The sequence below is a fragment of the Nocardioides cavernae genome (assembly GCF_016907475.1).
GTDB lineage: Bacteria > Actinomycetota > Actinomycetes > Propionibacteriales > Nocardioidaceae > Nocardioides > Nocardioides cavernae.
This window is the reverse complement of the sequence record NZ_JAFBCA010000001.1, coordinates 3088748-3114318: the sequence shown is the minus strand read 5'-3', so window position 1 is coordinate 3114318 and position 25571 is coordinate 3088748. Positions and strand designations below refer to the sequence as shown.

Genomic DNA, 25571 nt, shown 5'->3' with positions numbered 1-25571 from the left:
CACCACCCGAGCGGTGCGTGAGGCAGGTTCTGAGGCCAGAAAAGGTGTCTCACCCACCGCTGCGGGGCGTGTCGGCGTACGACGCGCGGGCGGGCGGTGGCTGAGCGACATTCCGCAGGCGGGGAATGTGGGTGGGGCACCGCTGCCTGGGCAGCGGTGCGTGAGGGGTATTCGGGCGGCCGGAAGTGCCCCTGGGCCACCGCTGCGGGGCGTGTCGGCGTACGACGCGCGGGCGGGCGGTGGCTGAGCGACGTTCCGCAGGCGGGGAATGTGGGTGGGGCACCGCTGCCTGGGCAGCGGTGCGTGAGGGGGACTCGAGCGGCCGGAAGTGCCCCTGGGCCACCGCTGCGGGGCGTGTCGGCGTACGACGCGCGGGTCGGCGGTGCGTGAGCGACATTCCGCTGTAGGCGAATGTGGGTGGGGCACCGCTGCGCGGCGCGTCGACGCCCGGCAGACCCTCAGTCGGTGTCGCGGCGCTTGAGGTAGCGCTCGAACTCGCGGGCGATGGCCTCGCCGGAGGCCTCCGGGAGCTCGGCGGTGTCGCGGGTCTCCTCGAGCGCGCGGACGTAGTCGGCGACGTCCTCGTCCTCGGCGGCGAGCTCGTCCACGCCGCGCTCCCAGGCCTTGGCGTCGTCGGCGAGGTCGCCGATCGGCATCGGGGCCTGGAGCAGCTCCTCGAGCTGGCCGAGCAGGGCGAGCGTCGCCTTGGGGCACGGCGGCTGGGCGACGTAGTGGGGGACCGCGGCCCAGTAGGAGACGGCCGGGATGTCGAGCTGGGTGCACGCGTCGTTGAAGACGCCGACGATCCCGGTCGGCCCCTCGTAGGTCGACTGCTCGAGGACGAGGCGGTCCACGAGCTCGGGCTCGGTCGCGGTGCCGGTGACCGGGATGGGGCGGGTGTGGGGTGTGTCGGCGAGGAGCGCGCCCATCGTGATCACGAGCTCGGCGCCGAGGTCGTCGCAGGCAGCGAGGAGCTCGGCGCAGAACTGGCGCCACTTCATGTTGGGCTCGATGCCGCGCACCAGGATGACGTCACGGTCCAGCTCGGCGGGGCGCGCGACGGCGATGCGCGTGGTGGGCCAGGTGAGCCGTCGGTAGCCGTTGACGTCGGTGCCGATGATCGGTCGGTTGACTTGGAAGTCGTAGAACTCCTCGGGGTCGATCGCGCCGATGACCTCGGCTTTCCACTGCTCGATGAGGTGGTCCACCAGCCCCGAGGCCGCGTCGGCGGCGTCGTTCCAACCCTCGAAGGCGGCGATCACCACCGGGGAGACCAGATCCTGCACGTCGTCGAACTCGATCACCCGCCGAGCCTAGGGCGCCGCGCCCAGCCATCCGTCGTGATTTCGCCGCCCGACGCGCCGGGTGCCACCATGTGGGAAACCAGTCCGCGTGTCGGACGACGTTCCTAGGCTGGCTGCAACGCCGCCCGAGAGGAGCCACATCCGTGGAGCCGCAGCACCGCCCTGATGCCACCTCCGCACTGACGGAGATCCTGAGCGAGCGGATCATGGTGCTGGACGGCGCGATGGGTACGGCGATCCAGCGCGACCGGCCCGACGAGGCGGGCTACCGCGGTGAGCGCTTCGCCGACCACCCGAGCGACCTGATCGGCAACAACGACCTGCTCTCGATCACGCAGCCGCAGATCATCCGGACGATCCACGAGGAGTACCTCCGGGCCGGCGCGGACATCATCGAGACCAACACGTTCAACGCCAACTCGGTGTCCCTGGCGGACTACGGCCTCGAGGAGCTCGCCTACGAGCTCAACCGCGAGTCGGCCAGGCTCGCCCGCCAGGCCGCCGATGCGGTCGCGACCGAGGACCGCCCTCGCTGGGTGGCCGGCGCGCTCGGCCCGACGACCCGCACGGCCTCCATCTCGCCCGACGTCAACGACCCGGGCGCGCGCAACGTGTCGTTCGACCAGCTCGCCGACGCCTACCTCGTCGCCGCCCGCGGGCTCGTCGACGGTGGCGCCGACCTGCTGATGATCGAGACGATCTTCGACACCCTCAACGCCAAGGCCGCGATCTTCGCTGTGGAGACGCTCTTCGAGGAGCAGGGGCGCCGCTGGCCGGTGATCATCTCCGGCACCATCACCGACGCGTCCGGTCGGACGCTCTCGGGCCAGGTCACCGAGGCGTTCTGGGACTCGATCCGCCACGCCCGCCCGCTGGCCGTCGGCCTCAACTGCGCCCTCGGCGCGCGCGACATGCGCCCCTACGTCGCCGAGCTGTCGCGGCTGGCCGACTCGTTCGTCAGCGTCTACCCCAACGCCGGCCTGCCCAATGCCTTCGGGGAGTACGACGAGACGCCCGACCAGACGGCCGCGGTCCTCGCGGAGTTCGCCGACGCCGGCTTCCTGAACCTCGTCGGCGGGTGCTGCGGCACCACGCCCGACCACATCGCCGCCATCGCCGGCGCGGTCGAGGGCAAGGGCCGCCGCGAGCCCGTGACCCTCGAGCCGGTGATGCGGCTCTCCGGTCTCGAGCCGCTGACGATCACCGAGGAGAGCCTCTTCGTCAACGTCGGCGAGCGCACCAACATCACCGGCTCCGCGCGCTTCCGCAAGCTCATCAAGGACGGCGACTACGACGCCGCCCTCGCGGTGGCTGCGCAGCAGGTCGAGTCGGGCGCCCAGGTCATCGACGTCAACATGGACGAGGGGATGATCGACGGGGTCGCGGCCATGGACCGCTTCCTCAAGCTCATCGCGGCCGAGCCCGACATCAGCCGCGTGCCGGTGATGGTCGACTCCTCCAAGTGGGAGGTCATCGAGGCCGGCCTCAAGTGCGTGCAGGGCAAGGCGATCGTCAACTCGATCTCCATGAAGGAGGGCGAGGAGTCGTTCCGCGCGCACGCCCGGCTGTGCCGCAAGTACGGCGCCGCCGTCGTGGTGATGGCGTTCGACGAGGACGGACAGGCCGACAACCTGGACCGGCGCAAGGCCATCTGCGAGCGGGCCTACCGGATCCTCGTCGACGAGGTCGGCTTCCCGCCCGAGGACATCATCTTCGACCCCAACGTCTTCGCCGTCGCCACCGGCATCGAGGAGCACGCCACCTACGGCGAGGACTTCATCGAGGCCACCCGCTGGATCAAGCAGAACCTCCCCGGCGCGAAGGTCAGCGGCGGCATCTCCAACGTCTCGTTCTCCTTCCGGGGCAACAACCCGGTCCGTGAGGCGATCCACGCCGTCTTCCTCTTCCACGCCATCCGCGCGGGCCTCGACATGGGCATCGTCAACGCCGGCGCGCTCGTCGTCTACGACGAGGTCGACGCCGAGCTGCGCGAGCGCATCGAGGACGTCGTCCTCAACCGCCGCGCCGACGCCGCCGAGCGGTTGCTGGAGATCGCCGAGCGCTTCAACGTGGCCGCCGACGCCGTCGAGGAGGCGGAGCACGAGTGGCGCAGCCTCCCACTGCGCGAGCGGATCGCCCACGCCCTGGTCAAGGGCATCGACGCCCACGTCGAGGACGACACCGAGGCGCTCCGGGCGGAGATCGCGGCGGCCGGCGGCCGACCGATCGAGGTCATCGAGGGCCCGCTGATGGACGGCATGAACGTCGTCGGCGACCTCTTCGGCGCGGGCAAGATGTTCCTCCCGCAGGTCGTCAAGAGCGCCCGCGTCATGAAGAAGGCCGTGGCCTACCTGATCCCCTTCATCGAGGAGGAGAAGGCGAAGGACCCTGCGCTCGCGGCCCAGAAGGACACCAACGGCACGATCGTCATGGCCACGGTCAAGGGCGACGTCCACGACATCGGCAAGAACATCGTCGGCGTCGTCCTGCAGTGCAACAACTACGAGGTGATCGACCTCGGTGTGATGGTCCCGGCCCAGAAGATCCTCGACGCGGCGCAGGAGCACGGTGCCGACATCATCGGCCTGTCCGGCCTGATCACGCCGTCCCTCGACGAGATGGTCAACTTCGCCTCCGAGATGCAGCGCCTCGGCCTCGAGATCCCCCTCCTGATCGGCGGCGCCACCACCTCCCGCGCCCACACCGCGGTCAAGATCGACCAGAAGTACGACGGCCCCGTGGTGTGGGTCAAGGACGCGTCCCGGTCCGTGCCCACCGCAGCGGCGCTGCTCAGCCCGACCGGTCGCGAGAAGCTCATGGGCGACGTCAAGGCCGACTTCGACTCGCTGCGCACGCGCCACTCGGCCAAGAACGACCGGCCGATGGTGACGCTCGAGCACGCCCGTGCCAACGCGACCACGGTCGACTGGTCGGACTACCACCCGCCCAAGCCCCACATGCTGCTCCAGCAGGACCACGCGGTCTCGCCGCTCACCGGCGTGCGCGCGAGCCAGCACGTACGCGTGCTCCGCGACCAGGACCTGACGACCCTGCGCCGCTACATCGACTGGCAGCCGTTCTTCAACGCCTGGGAGATGAAGGGCGCGTTCCCCGACATCCTCAACAACCCCAGCTCCGGACCGGCGGCCCGCAAGCTCTACGACGACGCGCAGGCGATGCTCGACCAGATGATCGAGGAGAAGTGGATCCGCGCGCACGGCGTGGTCGGCTTCTTCGCGGCCAGCTCGGTGGGCGACGACGTGGAGCTCTACCTCGACGACGACCGCAGCGAGGTGCACGCCACCCTGCGCCACCTCCGGCAGCAGGGCCAGCACCGCGACGGGGTGCCCAACCGGTCGATCGCCGACTACGTCGCCCCCAAGGAGACCGGCCTGCGCGACCACGTCGGTGCCTTCGCGGTGACCGCCGGCGACGGGCTCTCGGACCGCGTCGCGGCGTTCCGCGCCGACCTCGACGACTACAACGCCATCCTCCTCGAGTCCCTCGGTGACCGGCTTGCCGAGGCGTTCGCCGAGCGGCTCCACGAGCGGGTGCGCAAGGAGCTGTGGGGCTACGCGCCCGACGAGCACCTCGACAACGTCGGGCTCATCAAGGAGCAGTACGACGGCATCCGGCCGGCGCCGGGCTATCCCGCCTGCCCCGAGCACACCGAGAAGCAGACGCTCTGGGAGCTCCTGGACGTCGAGGAGCACACCGGCATCAAGCTCACCGAGTCGATGGCGATGTGGCCCGGGGCGTCGGTCAGCGGGTTCTACTACTCTCACCCGCAGTCCCAGTACTTCGTGGTGGGGCGGCTGGCGCGCGACCAGGTCGCCGACTACGCGGAGCGCAAGGGCTGGACGCTCGCCGAGGCCGAGCGGTGGCTATCGCCCAACCTCGGCTACGACCCCGAGGACTGACGGACCGGGGGACCTCCTGCCCCGCCCATGCATGGGGGAGGGCCATGTCGGGAACGGGCCACAGGGGCGACCTGCCGCGCACGACGGCGGGTCGCTGGACCGTGGACGACCAGCAGATGGAGGAACCCCAGGGTGATTGAGGCCGGCAAGGTCTCGGTGGTGCTCGTCGACGACTCCGTCGACGTGCGGACCTTGGTGCGCATGCGGCTCGAGTCCTCGGGGCTGTTCGACGTCAAGGGCGAGGCCGCGGACGGCGAGCAGGCCATCGCGCTCGTGATCCGGCACGAACCCGCACTGGTGCTCCTCGACGTCTCGATGCCGAGCATGGACGGCCTCGAGACCTTGCCGTCGATCCTCGCGGTGCGGCCCGAGACAGCCGTGGTGATGTTCAGCGGCTTCGGGGGCACCCACCTCACCACGGAGGTCCGGGAGCTGGGCGCGATCGACTTCATCGAGAAGTCGATCCCCCTGGAACAGCTCCCCGAGCGCCTCTTCCAGAGTCTCCTGGGCACGAGCCCGAAGCCCGTCGTACCTTCACCTTCTTCGTCGACCTCGCCACCCGACACCCCTGCCGAGCTCCTCGAGGCAGGTGCCGACACGACCCGGATCGAGCAGGAGATCCTGGACGAGCACCTCGAGGGCTTCCATGCGCTCTTCGACCGCGCCGCGATCGGCATGGCGACCCTGACCGTGCACGCCACGATCGTGCGCGCCAACGATGCGCTCGCCGACCTCATGTCGTGCGAGCCGAGCGAGCTCGTCGGCGTCGACTACGGCCGCCTGACCGGCGGCCAGGGTGACGTCCTGGACAGCCGGCTCGAAGCACTCCGGACCTCGCAGGAGAACGTCGCCACGTTCGAGCACCGCATCCCCGGACCGCCTGGAGCGAGTGCTGTCCGCATCGCCCTCGTGACGCTCGTCCCGATCCGCGACTCGGGCGGCCAGATGCTCTACGGATTCGCGCAGGTGCAGGACATCAGCGCCCAGCGGACCGTCGAGGACGAGCTGCATCGGACCGAGGAGAAGTTCCGGCTCCTGGTCGCCGCGGTCGAGGAGTACGCCGTGTTCATGCTCGACACCAGAGGACGGGTGATGAGCTGGAACGCAGGCGCGCGCCGGATCAAGGGCTACGACGCCGACGAGATCATCGGGAGCGACTTCCGGGTCTTCTACCCCGAGGAGCAGCAGCTGACGGGGCATCCGCAGCGCAATCTCGAGGCAGCGCTGCGCGACGGGTCGTTCGCGGAGGAGGGCTGGCGCGTGCGCCAGGACGGCACCCGGTTCTGGGCCAGCGTCGTCATCAGCCCGGTCCACGACGACAGGGGCCTGCACGTCGGCTTCGCCAAGGTCACCCGTGACCAGACCGAGCAGCGGCAGAACGCCGACGACCGGTTGGAGGCCATGGCCGAGCAGGCGCGCCTGCTCGCCGTCACGGCCCACGAGCTGCGGAACCCGACGGCCGTCATCGACGGCAGCGCCCACGCGCTCCAGGTGTCGGAGGGCCGGATGGCGGCCGGTGAGCGCGACCAGCTCTTCCGCGGCATCCGGAGCAGCGCGGAGCGCCTGCGCCGGCTCGCCGCCGACCTGACCGCTGCGTCACAGCTGCAGGGCTCGGGCATGGAGTTCCGGACGCAGAGCGTGTCGCTCCCGGAGCTGGTCCGGGGTGCCGCGGCCCGCCGGGAGGCTGCCAGCCCCACCGCCCACGTCGGGGTCGACGTCCCCGACGGCGCCGTCCTCCAGGCGGACGAGGTCCGCCTCGCCCAGGCGGTCGACAACCTGCTGGACAACGCCATCCGCCACGGTGCCCCGCCCTTCACGATGGGTGCGCAGGTGCGTGGCGACCACGTCGAGCTCCGGGTCTCGGACGCGGGCCGCGGTGTGCCTGACGAGCTCGTCTCGCGGCTGTTCGACCGCTTCGCCGCGGCCGGAGCCACCAGCGGGACCGGACTGGGCCTGTACCTCGTGCGCGAGATCGCGAGGGGCCACGGCGGTGAGGTCGTCTACGAGCCCCCGGCCGACGACAGCCCGACGACGTTCCTCATCCGGGTCCCCGTGGCTGCCGCGAGCACCTGACGGGCGACCGGGTCAGAGGACGACGGCCGCCAGCATGACGAGCGGCAGCGAGACGACCGAGGCCACCGAGGTCACGAGCGTCAGCGTCTTGAGCGTGCCCTTGGTCGACAGGCCCAGCAGCGACTTGAACATCCAGAAGAAGTTGCTGTTCACCTGCAGGGCGAACATCGCGCCCGACGCGATGGCCAGGCCTACGGCGATGGGCGAGATGGGCAGCGAGTCGAGGATCGGGGCGATGATGCCGGCTGCGGTGATCGCCGCCACCGACACGGAGCCGATCGCCAGGTGCAGGACCGCGGCGATGAACCACGCCAGCAGGATGCTCAGCACGACGGGTGCGCCCTCGTCGGCCTGGAACAGGTCGCCGAGCACGCTGTCGAGCCCGGTCGCCTCGATGACCGCGCCGAGCGAGCCGCCCACGCCGGTGATGAGGAGGATCTCGCCGGTCGTGTGGAACCCGTCCTCCATCGCCTCGTTGGTGTGCTCACGGCCCGACGAGGCGCGCGAGAGGAAGTAGGCCCCGAGGAGGCCGATGAAGAGCGCGACGTTGGCATCGCCGAGGAAGGCGATGAAGGAGGTGGACCAGCCACCCAGCTCGGCGAACGCGCCGAAGGCGATCAGCAGCAGCGGCACCAGGATCGGCAGCATCAGCACGATGAGCGGGAGCTGGCGTACGCCCGCCTGCTCCTTGGCCGCGGTCGCCTCGGACTCGCTGCTGGCCAGCGCCTCCTCCGAGGAGTCCGCCTCGCCCGTCAGGTAGGCCCGGTCGGCCGCCTCCTGCTCCGCCATCGCCTCGTCGACCTCTTCGTCCGTCTCCGGGTTCCAGAAGCCGCCGGCCGAGAACAGCAGGCGCATCAGCAGCGTGGAGACGAGGGCCGTGATCAGGCCGATCACGACGCCGTACACGAGCCAGTCGCCGAGGCGGATGTCGAGAAGGCCGGCGATCGAGATGGCGGCGAGGCCGGGGATGACGAAGACGTAGCCGGCGAAGATGCCGCAACCGAGCGCGGACGCGAGCACGGGGAGTCCGACCTTGCCGATGAACGGCGATGCCGATCGGGCGACCGGTGCGGCGAGGACGACCTGCACGTCCACGTAGATCGACGGCATCACCACCGCCAGCATCGAGGTCAGGGCGTACGGCAGCCGCGCCGAGCCGACCCGCTGCACCAGGAGCGCGACCAGGCGCCGGAACGCACCCGTGGAGTGCAGCAGCGAGCCGATCAGCACACCGAATCCGATCAGCAGGCCGACCTCCGCCATGATCCCGCCGAAGCCGGTGGTGATCGCCTCGATGGTGCCGGCGAAGCCGACGCCGCTGGCCAGTCCGAGGTACAGGGATCCGAGGATCAGTGAGATCACCGGGTCGATGCGGACCTTGATGATGAGTGCGATGACCAGCACGATCGCGATCGTGGTGTGCAGGGCGACCATGAGCTCTCCAGAGAAGTCGTCGTCCCCGAGAGGCTCCCGAGTGGCCTCCTGTCTACCCGTGCCGGGCAGGCATTGACCACCCGGTGTCGAGTGCTGGGCGCCGTCGGGCCGGACGACCGCCGGTGGATAGGGTCAGTCCTCGTGACATCACACCGCAGCCGGGTCGGCGAGGTCGCCGGCGCTCCGACGCCCTTCCCGGCCGCGGTGCTCTGGGACATGGACGGGACGCTCGTCGACACCGAGCCCTACTGGATCGCCACCGAGTACGCGATGGCGGAGAAGTACGGCGGCACCTGGTCGGAGGAGCACGCACTGAACCTCGTCGGGAACGCCCTGCTCGAGTCCGGTGACTACATCCGCGTGCACATGGGGATCGACCGCACGCCGCAGCAGATCGTCGACGAGCTGCTCGACGGCGTCGTCGCCCGGGTCGAGGTGGAGGTGCCGTGGCGCCCCGGGGCCCGCGAGCTCCTCACCGACCTGCACCGGCAGGGCGTGCCCTGCGCCCTCGTCACCATGTCGTGGCAGCGGTTCGTCGACCCGATCCTCGCCCACCTCCCCGAGGGCGCCTTCGCGACGGTGGTGACCGGCGACCGCGTCGAGTTCGGCAAGCCGCACCCCGAGCCGTACCTCACCGCGGCCGCCGAGCTGGGCCTGCACCCGGGCCAGTGCCTGGCGATCGAGGACTCCAACACGGGCGCCAAGTCGGCCGTCGCCGCGGGGTGCACCGTGCTGTGCGTGCCCAACCACGTGCCGATCCTCGAGGGGGATGGGCGCGTCTTCGTCGACACCCTCGACGGCCTCGACACCGCCGGTCTCGCCGCGCTCGTGGACTCGTACGCCGGCGGGTCGGAGACCCCGACCGCCTAGCTGCGCCGCTGGCGTCAGTCGGTGGACCCGTCGGTCGACGCGTCCGTCGCGGGTGCCGGGGCGGCCTCGGGCAGCGGTGGGATCGTGCCGCCCTTGGTGGGGCAGAACTCGTGGAACGAGCACCAGTCGCAGAGGCGGGACGGGCTCGGGCGCCAGTCGCCCGTCTCCTGGGCGAGGCGGATCGCCCGCCACACCGCCTCGACCTTGCGCTCGGTGGCGCGGAGGTCGTCCTCGTCGGGCTCGTAGCGCAGGATCTCGCCGTTGCCGAGGTAGACCAGCTGCAGCACCGACGGCACGACGCCGCGCAACCGCCAGAGGACGAGCGCGTAGAACCTCATCTGGAACAGCGCCTTGGCCTCGTAGCCCTCGCCGGGGGCCTTGCCGCTCTTGTAGTCCACCACCCTGATCCGGCCGTTCGGCGCCACGTCGACGCGGTCGACGAACCCGCGCAGCAGCAGCTTGGAGTCGAGCAGCGCCTCGACATAGAGCTCCCGCTCGGCAGGCTCGAGGCGCCTCGGGTCCTCGAGGTCGAAGTAGCGGTCGAGCACGGTGCGGCAGGAGGCGAGCCACGCAGCGAGGTCGGGCCCCTCGCCGCCGAACATCTCGGCCAGGCCGGGGTCGGCCTCGAGCAGCAGCTCCCAGGTGGGCACGAGCATGTCGCCGGCCCGCTCGGGCGTGCGCTCCGCCGCTGGTGCGTCGAAGAGGTCCTCGAGCACCTTGTGCACCACGGTGCCGCGGACGGCGTCGGGCGACGGCGGCTCGGGCAGCCGGTCGATGGTGCGGAAGCGGTACATCAGGGGGCACGCCATGAAGTCGCCCGCCCGGCTGGGCGAGATCGCCCCGAGCACGTCGACCCCGTCCACGGGCGTCGAGATCCGCTCGGCGGGGGACTCGGGCGCTGCCGTGGTGGCAGGAGTCGGGAGGGAGGTCGACATGACGCGGCTCAGCCTAGGCGGGGCCACCGACAACGGACCCACGCCGGCGGACGACTCGTCAGGGCGGGCCTCCGCTGTGGGCGGGGTTCGTTAGGGTTCAGACGTGTCCGATCCCATCGATCCAGCGTCTGACGACGGCGACGAGCGGCGCCCACCGCGCCCGCGCGGCACGCTTCGCATCGGGTCGATCGTCGGGATCGACGTCCTCATCACCTCCTCGTGGTTCGTCGTCGCGCTGCTGATCTCGCTGGCGTTCGGGCCACGCATCGAGGCCGCCCAACCCGGTCTGGGGTTCTGGAAGTACGTCGCCGGCTTCGTGTTCGCGGTCGTGCTCTACCTCTCGGTCCTGCTCCACGAGGCGTCCCACGCGGTCGTCGCGAAGCGCCTGGGCTACGGCGTCAACTCGATCACCCTGCACTTCCTCGGCGGCATGACGGAGGTCGACGGGCAGTCGCGGCGTCCCCGCCACGAGTTCTGGATCGCCGTCGTCGGCCCGCTCACCTCGATCGCGGTCGGCGCTGCGTCCGGAGCCGTGGCCTACGTGATGTCGGACGGGCTCGTCCGTGAGGCGATGGTCCTCCTCGCCGGCGCCAACCTGTTGATCGGCGTGCTCAACCTCGTGCCGGGCCTGCCGCTCGACGGCGGTCGCGTCCTCAAGGCGCTCGTCTGGGGTGCCTCCGGCAACCAGCACCGCGGCACCATCGTCGCCGGCTGGGGCGGTCGCATCACAGCGGTGGCGCTGCTGGCCTGGCCGCTGGTGCAGGAGCAGGTGATCGGCGAGCCGCCGAGCATCCTCGACCTCGTCCTCGTGTTCATCCTCGGCCTGTTCCTCTGGACCGGCGCGACGGCCGCGATGGCACACGCCCGGCTGCGTCAGCGCCTCCCTGCCCTCGTCGCGCGCCCGCTCGCACGTCGTACGCTCACCGTCCCCGAGGACCTGCCCCTCGCCGAGGCCGTACGCCGCGCGCAGGAGGCCGAGGCGGGCAGCATCGTCACCGTCACGCCCGACGGCACCCCCGTGGGCATCGTCAGTGAGGCGGCGGTGACCGCGATGCCGGTCGAGCGCCGACCGTGGGTGGCGGTGTCGGCGGTCGCCCGCACGATGGAAGAGGGGCTCACGCTGCCCGCCACCGTCGCGGGGGAGGACCTCATCCTCGCCATCAGCCGGCGCCCCGCGGAGGAGTACCTCCTCGTCGAGGCCGACGGCCGGATCTACGGGGTGCTGTCGACCGCCGACGTCGACCGGGCGTTTCGTGAGAACGGTCGCCGCTGAGGGAAATCGGCCCTCGGAACACTAGGGTTCGCGCCATGTCCGAGCCTTCTCCCGACGTCCCCGCCGAGGCCTGGTCCGGCGTCCACCGCGGCCCCCTGCGTGAGGGCGAGTGGGTCCGCCTGGTCGACAACAAGGGCCGCAAGCACAACTTCGAGCTCGTCGCGGGCAAGCGGTTCTTCTCCAACAAGGGTCATCTCGACCACGACGACATGATCGGTCGCGAGGAGGGCTTCACGCTCGTCTCGTCGGCGGGCGGGCAGTACCTCGTCTTCCGCCCGCTGCTCAATGAGTTCGTCGTCTCCATGCCGCGCGGGGCGGCCGTGGTCTACCCGAAGGACGCAGCCCAGATCGTGGCACTCGCCGACATCTACCCCGGCGCCCGCGTGGTGGAGGCCGGTGTCGGGTCGGGTGCACTCACCTGCTCGCTCTTGCGGGCCGTTGGCCCGTGGGGCCGCGTGACGTCGTTCGAGCTCCGCGAGGAGTTCGCCGACGTCGCCCGACGCAACGTCAACCAGTTCTTCTCCGCCCCCGAGGGCCAGACCCACCCGGCCTGGGACCTGCGGCTCGGCGACCTCAAGGAGGGCCTGCCCGCGCTGGGCGGCCAGGCCGACCGCGTCATCCTCGACATGCTGGACCCGTGGAACTGCGTCGATGCGGTCGCCGACGCGCTCGTGCCCGGCGGCATCGTCTGCGCCTACGTCGCCACCACCACCCAGCTCTCCCGCGTGGTCGAGACCCTGCGCGTCCACGGCGGCTTCACCGAACCGCAGGCGTGGGAGTCCCTCGTGCGCGACTGGCACGTGGAGGGCCTCGCCGTGCGACCCGGGCACAAGATGATCGGGCACACCGCCTTCCTCGTCACCGCGCGCCGCATGGCGCCGGGGGAGCAGCCGCCACGCAAGACCCGGCGTCCCGCGCCCGGCGCCTACGGTCCGGACTACACCGGCCCGCGCCCCGCGGACATCCCGCCGGTCAACCCCGCGCACCTCGACTCCGACGACGAGTGAGCGGAATCGAGGTCGTCGACTGGTCGCCGCGGTGGGCCGAGCAGTACGACGACGTCGCAGCGGTGCTGCACGACGCCCTCGCCGGCATCGCCTCCGCCACGGTCGAGCACGTCGGCTCCACGTCGGTCCCGGGGCTGGCGGCGAAGCCGATCCTCGACATCGACGTCGTCGTCGACGCGCAGGACGTGCCCGGCGCGATCGCGGCGCTGGAGTCGATCGGCTACGAACATCGCGGCGACCTCGGTGTCGCCGGCCGCGAAGCGTTCCACGCGCCTGACGAGCCGCGTCGCAACGTCTACGTCTGCACCGCCGGCACCCTGAACGTGCGCAACCACCTCGCTGTCCGCGACGTGCTCCGGTCCCAGGACGACCTGCGCGAGGCGTACGCCGCCGTGAAGCAGGCGCTGGCGGCCGACCCGGGGATGGACATCGACACCTACCTCGCCGGGAAGTCGGCGGTGCTCCAGCAGGTGCTCGAGGCATCGGGGGACATGACGCAGGCGGAGCTGGACACGATCCGACGTCTCAACGGCGGTTGACGCACCCCTCACGCCTGCGTTGCGAAACGGTGATCAACACGGCGAGATATTCACTTCCGTCCCGTGGATCCATGGGTAGTGTCACTGAGCAGGAGGTGCGAGATGACTGAGCCGACCCGCGAGCAACTTGCCACTCAGGTGCGCTACCTGGAGGACGAGGTCACCGACCTGCGCCGCCGCCTGGAGGACCTGCCCGGTCAGTCGCGCGGCCTGGAGACCCGGCTGGCCGACGCGCAGCGGTCCCTGGCGGCCGTCTCGAGCCAGAACGAGCGGCTCGCCCAGACGCTGCGCGACGCGCGCGACCAGATCACCACGCTCAAGGAGGAGGTCGACCGGCTGGCACAGCCGCCGGCGGGCTTCGGCACGTTCCTCGGGCGCAACGACGACGACTCCGTCGACGTCTTCACCGGCGGGCGCAAGCTGCGCGTCAGCGTCAGCCCCGCCGTCGAGCTCGACGGCCTCGTGCGCGGCCAGGAGGTCATGCTCAACGAGGCCCTCAACGTCGTCGCCGCCCTCGACTTCGAGCAGGTGGGCGAGGTCGTCATGCTGAAGGAGATCCTCGCCGACGGCGACCGCGCGCTCGTGATCGCCAACGCCGACGAGGAGCGCGTCGTGCGCCTCGCCGAGCCGCTGCGCGCCGAGGACGTCACGATCCGCGCTGGTGACTCGCTGCTGCTCGACACTCGTGCCGGCTACGTCTACGAGGTCGTCCCGAAGTCGGAGGTCGAGGAGCTCGTCCTGGAGGAGGTGCCCGACATCGACTACACGCAGATCGGCGGCCTCACCACCCAGATCGACGCGATCCGCGACGCGGTCGAGCTGCCCTACCTGCACCCCGAGCTGTTCAAGGACCACGAGCTCAAGCCCCCGAAGGGGGTGCTGCTCTACGGCCCGCCCGGCTGCGGCAAGACCCTGATCGCCAAGGCGGTCGCCAACTCGCTGGCCAAGAAGGTCTCCGAGCGCACCGGGGCGTCGGGGAAGTCCTACTTCCTCAACATCAAGGGACCCGAGCTGCTCAACAAGTACGTCGGCGAGACCGAGCGGCACATCCGCCTGGTCTTCCAGCGGGCGCGCGAGAAGGCCTCGCTCGGCACCCCGGTCATCGTCTTCTTCGACGAGATGGACTCGCTCTTCCGCACCCGCGGCTCGGGCGTGTCCTCCGACGTGGAGAACACGATCGTGCCCCAGCTGCTCAGCGAGATCGACGGCGTCGAGGCTCTCGAGAACGTCCTCGTGATCGGTGCCTCCAACCGCGAGGACATGATCGACCCCGCCATCCTGCGGCCCGGTCGCCTCGACGTGAAGATCAAGATCGAGCGCCCCGACGCGGAGTCGGCGCGCGACATCTTCTCGAAGTACCTGACCCCGAGCCTGCCGCTGCACGCCGAGGACCTCACCGAGTTCGGCCAGGACCGCACCGCCACCGTCAACGCGATGATCCGCGCCACGGTGGAACGGATGTACACCGAGTCGGAGGAGAACCGCTTCCTCGAGGTCACCTACGCCAATGGCGACAAGGAGGTCCTCTACTTCAAGGACTTCAACTCCGGCGCGATGATCCAGAACATCGTCGACCGGGCCAAGAAGATGGCGATCAAGGACTTCCTCGACAGCGACCTCAACCCCGCGCAGCGCGGTCTCCGGGTCCAGCACATGCTCCAGGCGTGCGTGGACGAGTTCAAGGAGAACGAGGACCTGCCCAACACCACCAACCCCGACGACTGGGCGCGGATCTCGGGCAAGAAGGGCGAGCGGATCGTCTTCATCCGCACGCTCATCACCGGAAAGCAGGGCACCGAGCCGGGTCGCTCGATCGACACGGTCGCCAACACCGGCCAGTACCTCTGAGCCGCGCATGAGCCACCAGGACGACCTCGGCCACGGCGACATCGAGGCCGCCCTGTCGGCCCGGCGCGAGCTCGGTGCCCGCTACGACGCCGAGCTCGTGGACGGCTTCGCCGACCGCATCGAGCGTGCGGTGGAGCGCCGCGCGGCCGAGCGGGGCGAGCTGCAGCAGCGTCGTACGGCCGCAGTGGCCGGTGCAGGTGCCCGCCAGCTGGCCCTCGGCATCATCTCGTTGGTGGCGTTCATCCCGATCAGCATCGTGCTCGGCGTGAACGACCAGTTCCTGGCGCTGCTGGTCACGCTCGGGGGGATCGTCGCCGTGAACGTCGCGCATGCCTGGCAGTCCCGCGGCGACTGAGCAACACGTCGGCCGGACACCCCTGGGAGGGTGTGGTCGCGGTGCGTGCGCGCACTAGGTTGACGGGATGCGAACCATTCTGATCATCGTCGTCATCGTCGTCATCGTGCTGTTCCTCGTCGGGTTCCTCCGTCGCGGACGCTGATCGTCTGCCCCACGTCGTCTCAGCCGGCTACCAGCCGGTAGACGTACGTCCACGGCCGGGCGAGGGCCGGTCCGGGCAGGTAGTCCTGCTCCCGGTCCTCGACCCGCCACCCGGCGGACGTGAGCAGGTCCGGCACGTCGCGGGTCAGGTGGCAGCCGGCGAAGACGGTTCGCTGCACGGGCTCCATCCGACGCTGCCACCGGCGTACGGACTCCTCGGGTGCCACGCCGTGCTCGAGCGCGTGCAGCCGCCCACCGTCGCGCACCACCCGCCGCGCCTCCCGCAGCGCCAGCAGCGGGTCCGCCACCGTGCACAGGCTGAACGTCACCAGCGCGCTGTCGTGCGAGTCGTCCGGCAGGTCGAGCCGCTGGCCGTCGAGCCCGGCGCGGACGACCGTGACGTCGCTGGCTGACCGCCGGCGCTGGGAGAGCTCCCAGGCGAGGTCCGACGGCTCGATCGCGGCCACCGACGTGACCCCGCCGGGATACCAGGGGACGTTGAGCCCGCTGCCGAAGCCGATCTCGAGCACCCGCCCGGTCAGGCCGGCGCAGACGGCCCTGCGCAGCTCGTCAAGCTCGGGGCCCCGCAGGCTCCGGTCGGTCAGGCGCGGCAGCACGCGCTCGTCCCACACCCGTAGGCTCATCACATGAGCGTACGGCGCGTGATGGGCACGGAGGTCGAGTACGGCATCTCCGTGCAGGGACAGCCGTCGGCCAACCCGATGGTGGCGTCCTCCCAGATCGTCAACGCCTACGCCAGCTCGACGGTGAAGGCGCGGCGGGCGCGCTGGGACTTCGAGGAGGAGTCGCCGCTGCGTGACGCTCGCGGCTTCGACATGGCCCGGCAGGTGGCCGACCCGAGCCAGCTCACCGACGAGGACCTCGGCCTGGCCAACGTCATCCTCACCAACGGTGCGCGGCTCTACGTCGACCACGCGCACCCGGAGTACTCCTCGCCGGAGGTGACGACGCCGCTCGACGTCGTCCGCTGGGAGAAGGCGGGGGAGCAGGTGATGCTCGACGCGTCGCGGATGGCGGCGCAGGTGCCGGGCAGCACCCCGATCGTGCTCTACAAGAACAACACCGACAACAAGGGTGCGTCCTACGGCGCCCACGAGAACTACCTGATGCGGCGCTCCACCCCGTTCGCCGAGATCGTGCGCCACCTGACGCCGTTCTTCGTATCCCGCCAGGTGGTCACCGGCGCGGGCCGGGTCGGCATCGGACAGGACGGGCGCGACACGACACCCGAGCGTGGCTTCCAGATCAGCCAGCGCGCCGACTACTTCGAGGTCGAGGTGGGGCTCGAGACGACCCTCAAGCGACCGATCATCAACACCCGCGACGAGCCGCACGCCGACCCCGCCGTCTACCGCCGTCTCCACGTCATCCTCGGCGACGCCAACCTCGCCGAGGTCTCGATCTACCTCAAGACCGGCACCACCGCGCTCGTGCTCGCGATGATCGAGGACGCCTTCATCGACCGCGACCTGAGCGTCGAGGGGGCCGTCAAGGCGCTCCGCGACGTCTCGCACGACCCGACGCTGCGGCAGCTCGTCACCCTGCGCGACGGGCGCCGGCTCACCGCCGTACAGCTGCAGCTCGAGTACCTCGACCTCGCCCGCAAGTACGTCGAGGACCGCTACGGCGCCGATGCCGACGAGCAGACCGTGGACGTCCTCGCCCGCTGGGAGTCGGTGCTGACCCGGCTCGAGCGCGACCCGATGGAGTGCGCCGGGGAGCTCGACTGGGTCGCCAAGCTCAAGCTGCTCACCCAGTACCGCGACCGCGACGACCTCGACTGGGACGACGCCAAGCTGCACCTCATCGACCTGCAGTACGCCGACGTACGACCCGACAAGGGGCTCTACCACCGTTTGGCCGCCGCCGGTCGCATCGAGCGGCTGCTCGACGACGCGACGATCGAGGCGGCCATGCACGACCCGCCGGTCGACACCCGCGCCTACTTCCGCGGTCGCTGCCTCGACAAGTACGCCGACTCGGTGGCCGCCGCGTCGTGGGACTCGGTGATCTTCGACCTCCCTGGCCGTGAGTCGCTCCAGCGGGTCCCCACCATCGACCCCCTCCGCGGCACGCGCGCCCACGTCGGCGAGCTGATCGACCGCAGCGACTCCGCCCAGGCCCTCGTCGCGGCGATCACCCGCTGACGGCTGTGCTCGTTCCCGTCGAAGTCCCCGCACGTGCGGGGACTTCGACGCTCGTAGGCGGTTGCAACCCCCTCCAGGTGTCGGACTTCCCCGCCAAGTCCTCCGTGGAGGCACGACGCGCCCGTCCGCCGAGGGTGAACGTCCTTGTGGCGTCGGCGGGAGTGGATAGGGTCGAGGCATGGCCCAGGAGCAGAAGCAGCCGCGCAAGTCCTCGCAGGAGGAGTCGGCGACCGAGGAGGTCGTGGAGTCCGACGTCGCCGAGCGCAAGGAGATGATCGACGAGGACGTCGACGCGATCCTCGACGAGATCGACGAGGTCCTCGAGACCAACGCCGAGGACTTCGTGAAGTCATTCATCCAGAAGGGCGGTCAGTGAGCCGCATGAGCGACTCCCGCCTGCCTGCGTCCTACATGACCCCCGGGACGTCGAGCTTCGCCGACTTCCTCGGCGTCCAGGCGCCCGACCTGCTCCCGTCGCGGCGCGCGGTCCCCACCGGCGACGCCGGCAGCCTGGCGCCGCACGGCACCACGATCGTCGCGGCCACCTTCGCCGGCGGCGTGGTCATGGCCGGCGACCGGCGCGCGACGATGGGCAACATCATCGCCCAGCGCGACATCGAGAAGGTCTTCCCGGCCGACGAGTTCTCCGTGGTCGGCATCGCCGGCACCGCGGGCCTCGCCGTCGAGATGGTCCGGCTGTTCCAGACCGAGCTCGAGCACTACGAGAAGATCGAGGGCACGACGCTGTCGATGGACGGCAAGGCCAACCGGCTCGCCGCCCTCATCCGCGCCAACCTCGGCCTGGCGATGCAGGGCCTCGCCGTCGTGCCGTTGTTCGCCGGCTACGACCTCATCGCTGACCAGGGCCGCATCTTCAGCTACGACGTGACCGGCGGACGCTACGAGGAGACGGCCTTCCACTCCGTCGGCTCCGGCTCGCTGTTCGCCCGCGGCTCGCTCAAGAAGCTCTACCGCGACGACCTCGACGCCGAGGGCGCGGTCACGGCCGTGGTCCAGGCGCTCTACGACGCCGCCGACGACGACTCGGCCACCGGCGGCCCCGACCTGACCCGCCGCATCTTCCCGGTGGTCCACGTGATCACGCCCGACGGCGGTCGGCGGCTGCCCGATGACGAGGTCTCGGCGATCGCCGACCGGATCATCGCCGCCCGGATGCAGCGCCCCGACGGCCCGGCCGCGGCCCTCACCTGATCTGACGTAGGAGTCACAGCCACATGAGCATGCCGTTCTACGTCTCGCCCGAGCAGCTGATGAAGGACCGAGCCGACTTCGCCCGCAAGGGCATCGCCCGCGGTCGTTCCGTCATCGCCGTCCAATACGCCGACGGGGTCCTGTTCGTCTCGGAGAACCCCTCCCAGGCGCTGCACAAGGTCAGCGAGATCTACGACCGGATCGCCTTCGCGGCGGTCGGTCGCTACAACGAGTTCGAGAACCTCCGGATCGCCGGCGTACGCCTCGCCGACATGCGCGGCTACGCCTACGACCGGCGCGACGTCACCGGTCGCGGCCTCGCCAACGCCTATGCCCAGACGCTCGGCACGATCTTCTCCTCGGGCGGCGAGAAGCCCTACGAGGTCGAGATCTTCGTCGCCGAGGTCGGTGACGCTGCCGAGGACGACCAGCTCTACCGGCTCACCTACGACGGCCAGGTGGCCGACGAGCACGGCTACGCCGTGATGGGTGGGGCGGCCGACACGGTCGCAGGCCATCTCGCCGAGCACTACGTCGGCGGCGGGTCGCTGGAGGAGACGCTCCGCGTCGCGGTCGCGGCCCTGGGTCACGGCGAGTCCGAGGACCGGGTGATCCCGGCCGGCGACCTCGAGGTCGCCGCCCTCGACCGCACCCGCACCCAGCCCCGGAAGTTCCTCCGGCTGCGCGAGACGCGGCTCGCCGAGATCCTCGGCGAGCGCGGCCCCGAGCAGGCCGACGAGGCGGCACCCGAGGACGCGCTCGCCGGGTCAGGTCCGCGGCAGTCCGGTCAGGACGACCCTGCCGACCCCACCGACCAGGTCTCCGGAGCCACGCCGCCCCTCGAGGACCCGGTCACGGGCGAGCCGCCCGTCGCCCCGCCGCCCACCGCGCCCCCGGTCGCGCCCCCGGTCGCGCCGCCGGTCGCACCGCCCCCGCCGGCTCCCGAGCCGGGCCAGCCTCCGACGCCCGGCACACCGCCGCCGCCGACGGAGCCCGGTCAGGTCTGAGCGGCCTCAGACCTCGAGCCCTCAGCGCAGGTTGAGTCCCGGCCACTCCGCCGTCGGCTCGGTGGGGATGCCGTTGAGGCGTCGGCGGTAGCGCACCGACGACTCGAACTCGGCCAGCGCGCTCCACAACCGCTGGTGTGCGGCCCAGGGGAGGGGACCCGAGGGACGCGCGTTGCCCTCCGGACCGAACTCGTGCCAGGCGGCGCCGAAACCGATCCAGGCGGGCGTCCAGTCGGAGGCATCGTCCCAGGCACCACGCCGCTGCTCGATCAGCCGCCGGCGGAGCTGGAACTCCATCCGCGCTCCGTCGACGACCACGGGTGCCGAGCGCACGGGCCACAGCCACATGTCGTCGGTCATCACCCTCAGCTCGAGGTCCTGGACGACGTCCGGCGCGACCAGCACGGTCGCGACGAGGTGGCGAGGTCCCATGGGGAAACGCTCGCCCGAGTGACGGCCGGCCGTCAAGAGCGGCCTGTCAGGACGTGGACGACGCCTGTTCCCGAGCCGCCCGGCGCTTGTCGGAGGCGCTCACCGCCAGCGAGGCACCTGCCGCGGCGACGCCCATCCACAGTCGCGGACGACGTACGCCCCGCCGGGTGAGGGCGCCCTCGGCCCACGCGTCCGCCGACTGGCCGCCGCGGCTCATCGCGGCGATCGTGGTGCCGAACGCGACGGCGATCCCGGCCTTGGCCGCAGGGCTCAGCGTGAACGGAGGCGCATCCTGCTCCTCCGGTTCGACGAGCTTGCCGGGGGCGCGCAGGAAGAGGCCGACGGCGCCCGCGGCGAGCGCTCCCATCCCACCGTGCAGCGCCCAGCGGGTCGGACGCGACCAGCGCTGCACCGGCATGTAGGTCGTGGCGACGCCGGTGACCACGGCGGTCGCGACGTGCGCGGGCCAGGACTGGAGTGGGGAGTCGGGACGGGAGTCAGGAGCCTGCTCATCCATGCCCGCAACCTAGGCAGCCGGGGCAAGTTTCGGCGCGGAGTGACGGTCCCGACGTGGTCCGCGGTCCTAGGGTGGGTCCATGGACCGGCGGATCTTCGGCATCGAGAACGAGTACGGCGTCACGTGCACGTTCAAGGGGCAGCGCCGGCTGAGCCCCGACGAGGTCGCCCGCTACCTCTTCCGCAAGGTCGTCAGCTGGGGTCGCTCGTCCAACGTGTTCCTCCGCAACGGCGCGCGGCTCTACCTCGACGTGGGCAGCCACCCGGAGTACGCCACACCGGAGTGCGACGACATCGTCGACCTCGTCACGCACGACAAGGCGGGCGAGCGCATCCTCGAGGGCCTGCTGCTCGACGCCGAGGCGCGCCTGCACGAGGAGGGCATCGCCGGCGACATCTACCTCTTCAAGAACAACACCGACTCCGCCGGCAACTCCTACGGCTGCCACGAGAACTACCTCGTCGGCCGCGCGGGGGAGTTCAGCAGGCTGGCCGACATCCTGATCCCGTTCCTGGTGACCCGGCAGATCGTCGTCGGCGCAGGCAAGGTCGTGATGACGCCGCGCGGTGCGTCGTACAGCGTGAGCCAGCGTGCCGAGCACATCTGGGAGGGCGTCAGCAGCGCCACCACCCGCAGCCGGCCCATCATCAACACCCGCGACGAGCCGCACGCCGACGCGGAGCGGTTCCGGCGCCTCCACGTCATCGTCGGCGACTCCAACATGAGCGAGACGACCACGATGCTCAAGGTGGCGTCCTGCGACCTCGTGCTGCGGATGATCGAAGAGGGCGTGGTGATGCGCGACCTCACGATGGAGAACCCGATCCGCGCGATCCGCGAGATCAGCCACGACCCGACCGGCCGCCGCAAGGTGCGTCTGGCCAATGGCCGCGAGGCGAGCGCGCTGGAGATCCAGGCCGAGTACCTCGGCAAGGCCCGCGACTTCGTCGACCGGCGCCAGATCTCCACGCCGACCATCGAGCGGGCGCTCGACCTGTGGGAGCGCGGGCTCAAGGCCGTCGAGTCCGACGACCTCGGCCTGGTGGACCGCGAGATCGACTGGGTCATCAAGCTCAAGCTCATCGAGCGCTACCGCGCCAAGAACGGTCTCTCCCTCGGCGACGCCCGTATCGCGCAGCTCGACCTCGCCTATCACGACATCCACCGGGGGCGCGGGCTCTACTACCTGCTCGAGAAGCGCGGTGCCGTCGCCCGCGTGAGCAGCGACCTGAAGATCTTCGAGGCCAAGAGCGTGCCGCCGCAGAACACGCGCGCGCGCCTTCGAGGCGAGTTCATCCGGCGCGCGCAGGAGCGTCGCCGCGACTTCACCGTCGACTGGGTGCACCTCAAGCTCAACGACCAGGCGCAGCGCACCGTGCTGTGCAAGGACCCGTTCAAGGCGTACGACGAGCGGGTGCAGCGCCTCATCGACGGCATGTGACCTCCCCGTGACCTGCCCGCGCGGGCGTCGCGGTGGTGTCGCGGCGGTTGGCGTGGGGTGTGCTGGATAGGGTGTCCGGGCAACGCCGACCGATCGAACAGGTGAATCCGTGTCTCGTGTACGTTCCGCTGCCCTCAGCGGTGTCCTCTCCTTCAGCATGCTCGGACTGGCCGCTTGCGGCTCCGGCTCCAGCGACCCGCAGGAGGGCGGCGAGTCCCTCAGCTCGGTGACCATCGAGGGCGACCAGGGCTCGGAGCCGAAGGTCACCTTCGACGGCCGCCTCGACGGCTCGAAGGACGAGACCGAGGTCCTCGTCGAGGGCGACGGCGAGGAGGTCGCCGAGGGCGACACCGTGAAGGCCAACTGGTGGATCGGCAACGGCTTCACCGAGAAGGAGGCGCAGAGCACCTGGACCAAGGACGGCGCGCCGCAGTCGGTGGAGATGTCGGAGGACATCCTGCCGTTCCTGCGCGAGACCGTCATCGGCAACCAGGTCGGCGACCGCGTCGTGCTGCTCACCAGCGCCGAGGAGGCGTTCGGTGAGGGCGGGCGCCCCGACATCGGCATCGGCAACAAGGACGCCGTCCTGGCGGTCGTCGACATCCTCGGCCGGTCCGAGACGGTGCCGCCGCTCGACGGCCCGCAGGGCGAGGACAAGAAGCCCGCGGGCTGGGCGCCGGAGCTGGTCGAGAAGGACGGCGTCATCACCGGCCTCGACTTCAGCACCGCCCACAAGCCCACCGGCAAGCTGATCGCCACCACCCTCGTGAAGGGCGACGGCGCCAAGGTGAAGGCCGGCCAGACCCTCACCGTCAACTACCTCGGTCAGGTCTACGACGCCGACAAGCCGTTCGACGAGTCCTACAGCGGCGAGCCCGCCGAGTTCCCGATCGGCGTCGGCCAGGTCATCCCGGGCTGGGACGAGCGCCTCGTGGGTCGCACCGTCGGCTCGCGCGTGATCCTGGAGATCCCGCCGGCCGACGGCTACGGCGAGCAGGGCAACGAGCAGGCCGGGATCAAGGGCACCGACACCCTGTTCTTCGTCGTCGACATCCTCGGCGCTTCCTGACCCGACCGACAGGCGCAGGGGAGAGGGGGACTGGAATGGTGCAGCCACGGGCAGAACGGCTGATGAACCTCCACATCCTGCTGCTCGGCGCCAAGCGCTTCATCGGCAAGGACGCGATCCGCGAGGCGTGCTACCCCGAGCACGCCCGCGGGCCGGCCGGCGACGAGGCGTTCGAGCGTGCCTTCGAGCGCGACAAGGACGCCCTGCGACAGATCGGCGCCGTGATCGAGGTCGGGAGCGCTGACGCGTTCTTCGACGACGAGATCGGCTACCGCATCCCGACCGAGCAGACCTCGCTCCCGGAGATCAGGTTCGAGTCCGACGAGGCAGCTGTCCTCGGCCTGGCCGCCCAGGTCTGGCAGCAGGCGACCCTCGCGAAGGCGACGGGCCGCGCGCTGGCCAAGCTGAAGGGCCAGGGCGTCGAGATCGACCCGTCGCGCCTCGAGGTCGTCGCCCCGGCCATCACCGCCGACGAGCCGGCCTTCGAGCCCCTGTGGGACGCGATCGGCAAGCGGCGCCAGGTCGGCTTCCCCTACCAGCGCGCCGACGAGACCGCGCCGACCACCCGTCGGGTCCAGCCCTGGGGCCTCGCTCGCTCCTCGGGCCGGTGGTACGTCGTCGGCTTCGACGTCGACCGTGGCGCCGAGCGCGTCTTCCGGCTCTCGCGGATCGTCGGCACCGTCCGCGCGAGCGGCAGGTCCGGGGCGTACGACGTCCCGCCCGGCACCGACGTGCGCGAGGTCGCCCGGCGGCTCTCGCCGTCGTACCCGTCCGTCCGGGCCGAGGTCAGGTTGCGGCAGGGCACCGGTGTCGGCCTGCGCCGGCGCGCGGAGTCGGTGACGCCGATCGCCGACCGCCCCGGGTGGGACGCCGTTGTCGTCCAGGGGCCCGTGCACGAGCTGGCCGACGAGGTGCTCACCTACGGCGCCGACGCGGTCGTGGTGGCGCCGCAGTCCCTGCGCGACGACGTGGTCGCCCGGCTCCGCGCCGTGGCCGGCTCGGGGGAGGCGTCATGAGCACGCAGACCGGTGACACCGCGCCCGACCAGGTGGCGCGCCTGCTCGCGCTGGTGCCGTACCTCCTGGCACGCGGCGAGGTGCGCCTGGAGGACGCCGCCGCCCACTTCGGCACCGACGCCGACCAGATCGAGCGCGACCTGCGGCTGCTGTTCATGACCGGGGTGTCGCCCGGGCTGCCCGGTGACCTGATCGAGGTCGACCTCGAGGCGCTGGAGGGCGACCGGATCATCCGGGTCGACAACGCCGACTACCTCGCCCGGCCGGTGCGCTTCTCGCCCGCCGAGGCCACCTCGCTCGTCGTGGCGCTGCGCACGATGGTCGACACCGCCCCCGCTGAGGCCCGCGAGGTCATCGAGCGGACCCTGGCCAAGCTCGAGGAGGCCGCCGGGCAGGACGGCGAGGGACTGCTCCGCCTCCACGTCACGCCGACGCCGCTCGAGAGCAGCGCCGTCGTTCCCGTGCTGGAGTCGGCGCTGGCCCACGGCCACCAGGTCGAGATCACCTACCACGTGCCGTCCCGCGACCGGGAGTCCCGCCGGGTCGTCGATCCCCGCGGGCTCGCCCGGGTCGAGGACCTGCTCTACCTCGACGCCTGGTGCCACACCGCCGGCGGCGACCGCGCCTTCCGGGTGGACCGCATCGTGGCCGCCACGGAGCTCGACAGCCCCGTCGCCGACCCCGGCGCGCGTGCCCGAGACCTCACCGGCGGCTGGTTCACCGACGCCGAGACCACGACCGTCACCCTGCGGCTGGCACCCCAGGCGCGCTGGGTCGTCGAGTACTACCCGGTGACCGGCAGGCGACCGGGGCCCGACGGCACGATCGACGTCGACCTCGAGGTGGCCAGCGAGGAATGGGTGAAGTCCCTGCTCCTGCGCCTGGCGCCCCACGCCGAGCTCCTTGCGCCAGCGGCGTACGCCGACGCTTTCACGACCGCAGCCCGGACGGCGCTCCGCATGTACGAGGACGACGGCGTAGACTCCGAGTGACCCCCAGCACGTGAT

Annotated in this window: 22 protein-coding genes; 16 read left to right on the top strand and 6 right to left on the bottom strand. The window is 70.9% G+C overall.

Annotation, left to right across the window (positions count from 1 at the left end):
• Positions 1–458: 458 nt before the first annotated feature.
• Positions 459–1304 carry a PAC2 family protein gene (locus tag JOD65_RS14625; protein WP_191195660.1) on the bottom strand — a complete coding sequence of 282 codons (846 nt, stop codon included), beginning with the start codon at positions 1302–1304 and terminating at the stop codon, positions 459–461.
• A gap of 206 nt (positions 1305–1510) precedes the next feature.
• Between JOD65_RS14625 and metH the strand changes: the two genes are divergently transcribed.
• Positions 1511–5224, top strand: a complete 3714-nt coding sequence (metH, locus tag JOD65_RS14620) for a methionine synthase (protein ID WP_204811541.1) — start codon at positions 1511–1513, stop codon at positions 5222–5224.
• A 132-nt stretch (positions 5225–5356) separates the two neighbouring features.
• Positions 5357–7297, top strand: a complete 1941-nt coding sequence (locus tag JOD65_RS14615; protein WP_191195659.1) for a PAS domain S-box protein — start codon at positions 5357–5359, stop codon at positions 7295–7297.
• 12 nt (positions 7298–7309) lie between these two features.
• On the opposite strand, the gene JOD65_RS14610 is transcribed toward JOD65_RS14615, so the two are convergent.
• On the bottom strand, positions 7310–8731 hold the full coding sequence (locus JOD65_RS14610; RefSeq protein WP_191195658.1) for a GntP family permease: 1422 nt from the start codon (positions 8729–8731) through the stop codon (positions 7310–7312).
• Positions 8732–8872: 141 nt separating this feature from the next.
• Here JOD65_RS14610 and JOD65_RS14605 point away from each other — a divergent pair, with 141 nt between their 5' ends.
• Positions 8873–9601: an HAD family hydrolase gene (locus JOD65_RS14605; protein ID WP_307821187.1), complete on the top strand. Its 729-nt coding sequence runs from the start codon at positions 8873–8875 to the stop codon at positions 9599–9601.
• A 14-nt stretch (positions 9602–9615) separates the two neighbouring features.
• Here JOD65_RS14605 and JOD65_RS14600 read toward each other — a convergent pair whose 3' ends face one another.
• Positions 9616–10536 (bottom strand): RecB family exonuclease, encoded by a 921-nt coding sequence (locus tag JOD65_RS14600; protein ID WP_191195657.1) that lies wholly within the window; start codon positions 10534–10536, stop codon positions 9616–9618.
• 103 nt (positions 10537–10639) lie between these two features.
• Between JOD65_RS14600 and JOD65_RS14595 the strand changes: the two genes are divergently transcribed.
• The 5 genes from JOD65_RS14595 to JOD65_RS14575 all read left to right on the top strand — a co-directional run bounded on the left by JOD65_RS14595 (position 10640) and on the right by JOD65_RS14575 (position 15558).
• Positions 10640–11809 (top strand): site-2 protease family protein, encoded by a 1170-nt coding sequence (locus JOD65_RS14595; protein ID WP_307821186.1) that lies wholly within the window; start codon positions 10640–10642, stop codon positions 11807–11809.
• Positions 11810–11844: 35 nt separating this feature from the next.
• Complete coding sequence (locus JOD65_RS14590; protein ID WP_191195656.1) at positions 11845–12816, top strand: tRNA (adenine-N1)-methyltransferase; 972 nt, start codon at positions 11845–11847, stop codon at positions 12814–12816.
• On the top strand, positions 12813–13355 hold the full coding sequence (locus JOD65_RS14585) for a GrpB family protein (protein WP_191195655.1): 543 nt from the start codon (positions 12813–12815) through the stop codon (positions 13353–13355). The genes JOD65_RS14590 and JOD65_RS14585 overlap by 4 nt, the downstream gene beginning before the upstream one ends.
• A 102-nt stretch (positions 13356–13457) precedes the next feature.
• Positions 13458–15203, top strand: coding sequence for a proteasome ATPase (gene arc / locus JOD65_RS14580; protein ID WP_191195654.1), 1746 nt, complete (start codon positions 13458–13460; stop codon positions 15201–15203).
• Positions 15204–15210: 7 nt separating this feature from the next.
• Complete coding sequence (locus tag JOD65_RS14575; protein ID WP_191195653.1) at positions 15211–15558, top strand: hypothetical protein; 348 nt, start codon at positions 15211–15213, stop codon at positions 15556–15558.
• A gap of 164 nt (positions 15559–15722) precedes the next feature.
• On the opposite strand, the gene JOD65_RS14570 is transcribed toward JOD65_RS14575, so the two are convergent.
• Positions 15723–16346 (bottom strand): class I SAM-dependent methyltransferase, encoded by a 624-nt coding sequence (locus tag JOD65_RS14570; protein ID WP_191195652.1) that lies wholly within the window; start codon positions 16344–16346, stop codon positions 15723–15725.
• Positions 16347–16349: 3 nt separating this feature from the next.
• Here JOD65_RS14570 and dop point away from each other — a divergent pair, with 3 nt between their 5' ends.
• The 4 genes from dop (at position 16350) to prcA (ending at position 20089) form a co-directional block, all read left to right on the top strand.
• On the top strand, positions 16350–17870 hold the full coding sequence (gene dop / locus JOD65_RS14565) for a depupylase/deamidase Dop (protein WP_191195651.1): 1521 nt from the start codon (positions 16350–16352) through the stop codon (positions 17868–17870).
• 178 nt (positions 17871–18048) lie between these two features.
• Complete coding sequence (locus tag JOD65_RS14560; RefSeq protein ID WP_191195650.1) at positions 18049–18246, top strand: ubiquitin-like protein Pup; 198 nt, start codon at positions 18049–18051, stop codon at positions 18244–18246.
• A gap of 5 nt (positions 18247–18251) precedes the next feature.
• Complete coding sequence (gene prcB, locus JOD65_RS14555; protein ID WP_191195649.1) at positions 18252–19082, top strand: proteasome subunit beta; 831 nt, start codon at positions 18252–18254, stop codon at positions 19080–19082.
• Positions 19083–19105: 23 nt separating this feature from the next.
• A complete protein-coding gene (gene prcA, locus JOD65_RS14550; RefSeq protein ID WP_191195648.1) occupies positions 19106–20089 on the top strand; it encodes a proteasome subunit alpha in 984 nt (327 codons plus the stop codon).
• A gap of 21 nt (positions 20090–20110) precedes the next feature.
• Here the strand turns inward: prcA and JOD65_RS14545 are convergent, their stop codons facing one another.
• Together JOD65_RS14545 and JOD65_RS14540 are read right to left on the bottom strand one after the other, a co-directional pair.
• Positions 20111–20521, bottom strand: a complete 411-nt coding sequence (locus tag JOD65_RS14545; RefSeq protein ID WP_191195647.1) for a hypothetical protein — start codon at positions 20519–20521, stop codon at positions 20111–20113.
• Positions 20522–20567: 46 nt separating this feature from the next.
• Positions 20568–21038, bottom strand: a complete 471-nt coding sequence (locus JOD65_RS14540; protein WP_191195646.1) for a hypothetical protein — start codon at positions 21036–21038, stop codon at positions 20568–20570.
• 79 nt (positions 21039–21117) lie between these two features.
• Here JOD65_RS14540 and pafA point away from each other — a divergent pair, with 79 nt between their 5' ends.
• The 4 genes from pafA to JOD65_RS14520 all read left to right on the top strand — a co-directional run bounded on the left by pafA (position 21118) and on the right by JOD65_RS14520 (position 25556).
• Positions 21118–22479 carry a Pup--protein ligase gene (pafA, locus tag JOD65_RS14535; protein WP_191195645.1) on the top strand — a complete coding sequence of 454 codons (1362 nt, stop codon included), beginning with the start codon at positions 21118–21120 and terminating at the stop codon, positions 22477–22479.
• 109 nt (positions 22480–22588) lie between these two features.
• Complete coding sequence (locus tag JOD65_RS14530; protein WP_191195644.1) at positions 22589–23548, top strand: FKBP-type peptidyl-prolyl cis-trans isomerase; 960 nt, start codon at positions 22589–22591, stop codon at positions 23546–23548.
• A gap of 62 nt (positions 23549–23610) precedes the next feature.
• The gene (locus JOD65_RS14525; RefSeq protein ID WP_224747746.1) at positions 23611–24564 is read left to right on the top strand and encodes a helix-turn-helix transcriptional regulator; all 954 of its coding nucleotides are present in this window, start codon (positions 23611–23613) and stop codon (positions 24562–24564) included.
• Entirely contained in the window at positions 24561–25556 is a 996-nt protein-coding gene (locus JOD65_RS14520) for a helix-turn-helix transcriptional regulator (RefSeq protein WP_191195642.1), read from the top strand. Before JOD65_RS14525 ends, JOD65_RS14520 begins: the two co-directional genes overlap by 4 nt.
• Positions 25557–25571: the final 15 nt, after the last annotated feature.

What these genes read in the sequence shown, in the direction of transcription:
- JOD65_RS14560 (WP_191195650.1), top strand. Translation starts at nt 18,049, where the DNA reads ATGGCCCAGGAGCAGAAGCAGCCGCGCAAGTCCTCGCAGGAGGAGTCG.
- arc (WP_191195654.1), top strand. Translation starts at nt 13,458, where the DNA reads ATGACTGAGCCGACCCGCGAGCAACTTGCCACTCAGGTGCGCTACCTG.
- prcA (WP_191195648.1), top strand. Translation starts at nt 19,106, where the DNA reads ATGAGCATGCCGTTCTACGTCTCGCCCGAGCAGCTGATGAAGGACCGA.
- JOD65_RS14540 (WP_191195646.1), bottom strand. Translation starts at nt 21,038, where the DNA reads ATGGATGAGCAGGCTCCTGACTCCCGTCCCGACTCCCCACTCCAGTCC.
- JOD65_RS14590 (WP_191195656.1), top strand. Translation starts at nt 11,845, where the DNA reads ATGTCCGAGCCTTCTCCCGACGTCCCCGCCGAGGCCTGGTCCGGCGTC.
- JOD65_RS14545 (WP_191195647.1), bottom strand. Translation starts at nt 20,521, where the DNA reads ATGGGACCTCGCCACCTCGTCGCGACCGTGCTGGTCGCGCCGGACGTC.
- JOD65_RS14520 (WP_191195642.1), top strand. Translation starts at nt 24,561, where the DNA reads ATGAGCACGCAGACCGGTGACACCGCGCCCGACCAGGTGGCGCGCCTG.
- JOD65_RS14525 (WP_224747746.1), top strand. Translation starts at nt 23,611, where the DNA reads ATGAACCTCCACATCCTGCTGCTCGGCGCCAAGCGCTTCATCGGCAAG.
- dop (WP_191195651.1), top strand. Translation starts at nt 16,350, where the DNA reads ATGAGCGTACGGCGCGTGATGGGCACGGAGGTCGAGTACGGCATCTCC.
- pafA (WP_191195645.1), top strand. Translation starts at nt 21,118, where the DNA reads ATGGACCGGCGGATCTTCGGCATCGAGAACGAGTACGGCGTCACGTGC.
- metH (WP_204811541.1), top strand. Translation starts at nt 1,511, where the DNA reads ATGGTGCTGGACGGCGCGATGGGTACGGCGATCCAGCGCGACCGGCCC.
- JOD65_RS14570 (WP_191195652.1), bottom strand. Translation starts at nt 16,346, where the DNA reads ATGAGCCTACGGGTGTGGGACGAGCGCGTGCTGCCGCGCCTGACCGAC.
- JOD65_RS14575 (WP_191195653.1), top strand. Translation starts at nt 15,211, where the DNA reads ATGAGCCACCAGGACGACCTCGGCCACGGCGACATCGAGGCCGCCCTG.
- JOD65_RS14610 (WP_191195658.1), bottom strand. Translation starts at nt 8,731, where the DNA reads ATGGTCGCCCTGCACACCACGATCGCGATCGTGCTGGTCATCGCACTC.
- JOD65_RS14600 (WP_191195657.1), bottom strand. Translation starts at nt 10,536, where the DNA reads ATGTCGACCTCCCTCCCGACTCCTGCCACCACGGCAGCGCCCGAGTCC.
- prcB (WP_191195649.1), top strand. Translation starts at nt 18,252, where the DNA reads ATGAGCGACTCCCGCCTGCCTGCGTCCTACATGACCCCCGGGACGTCG.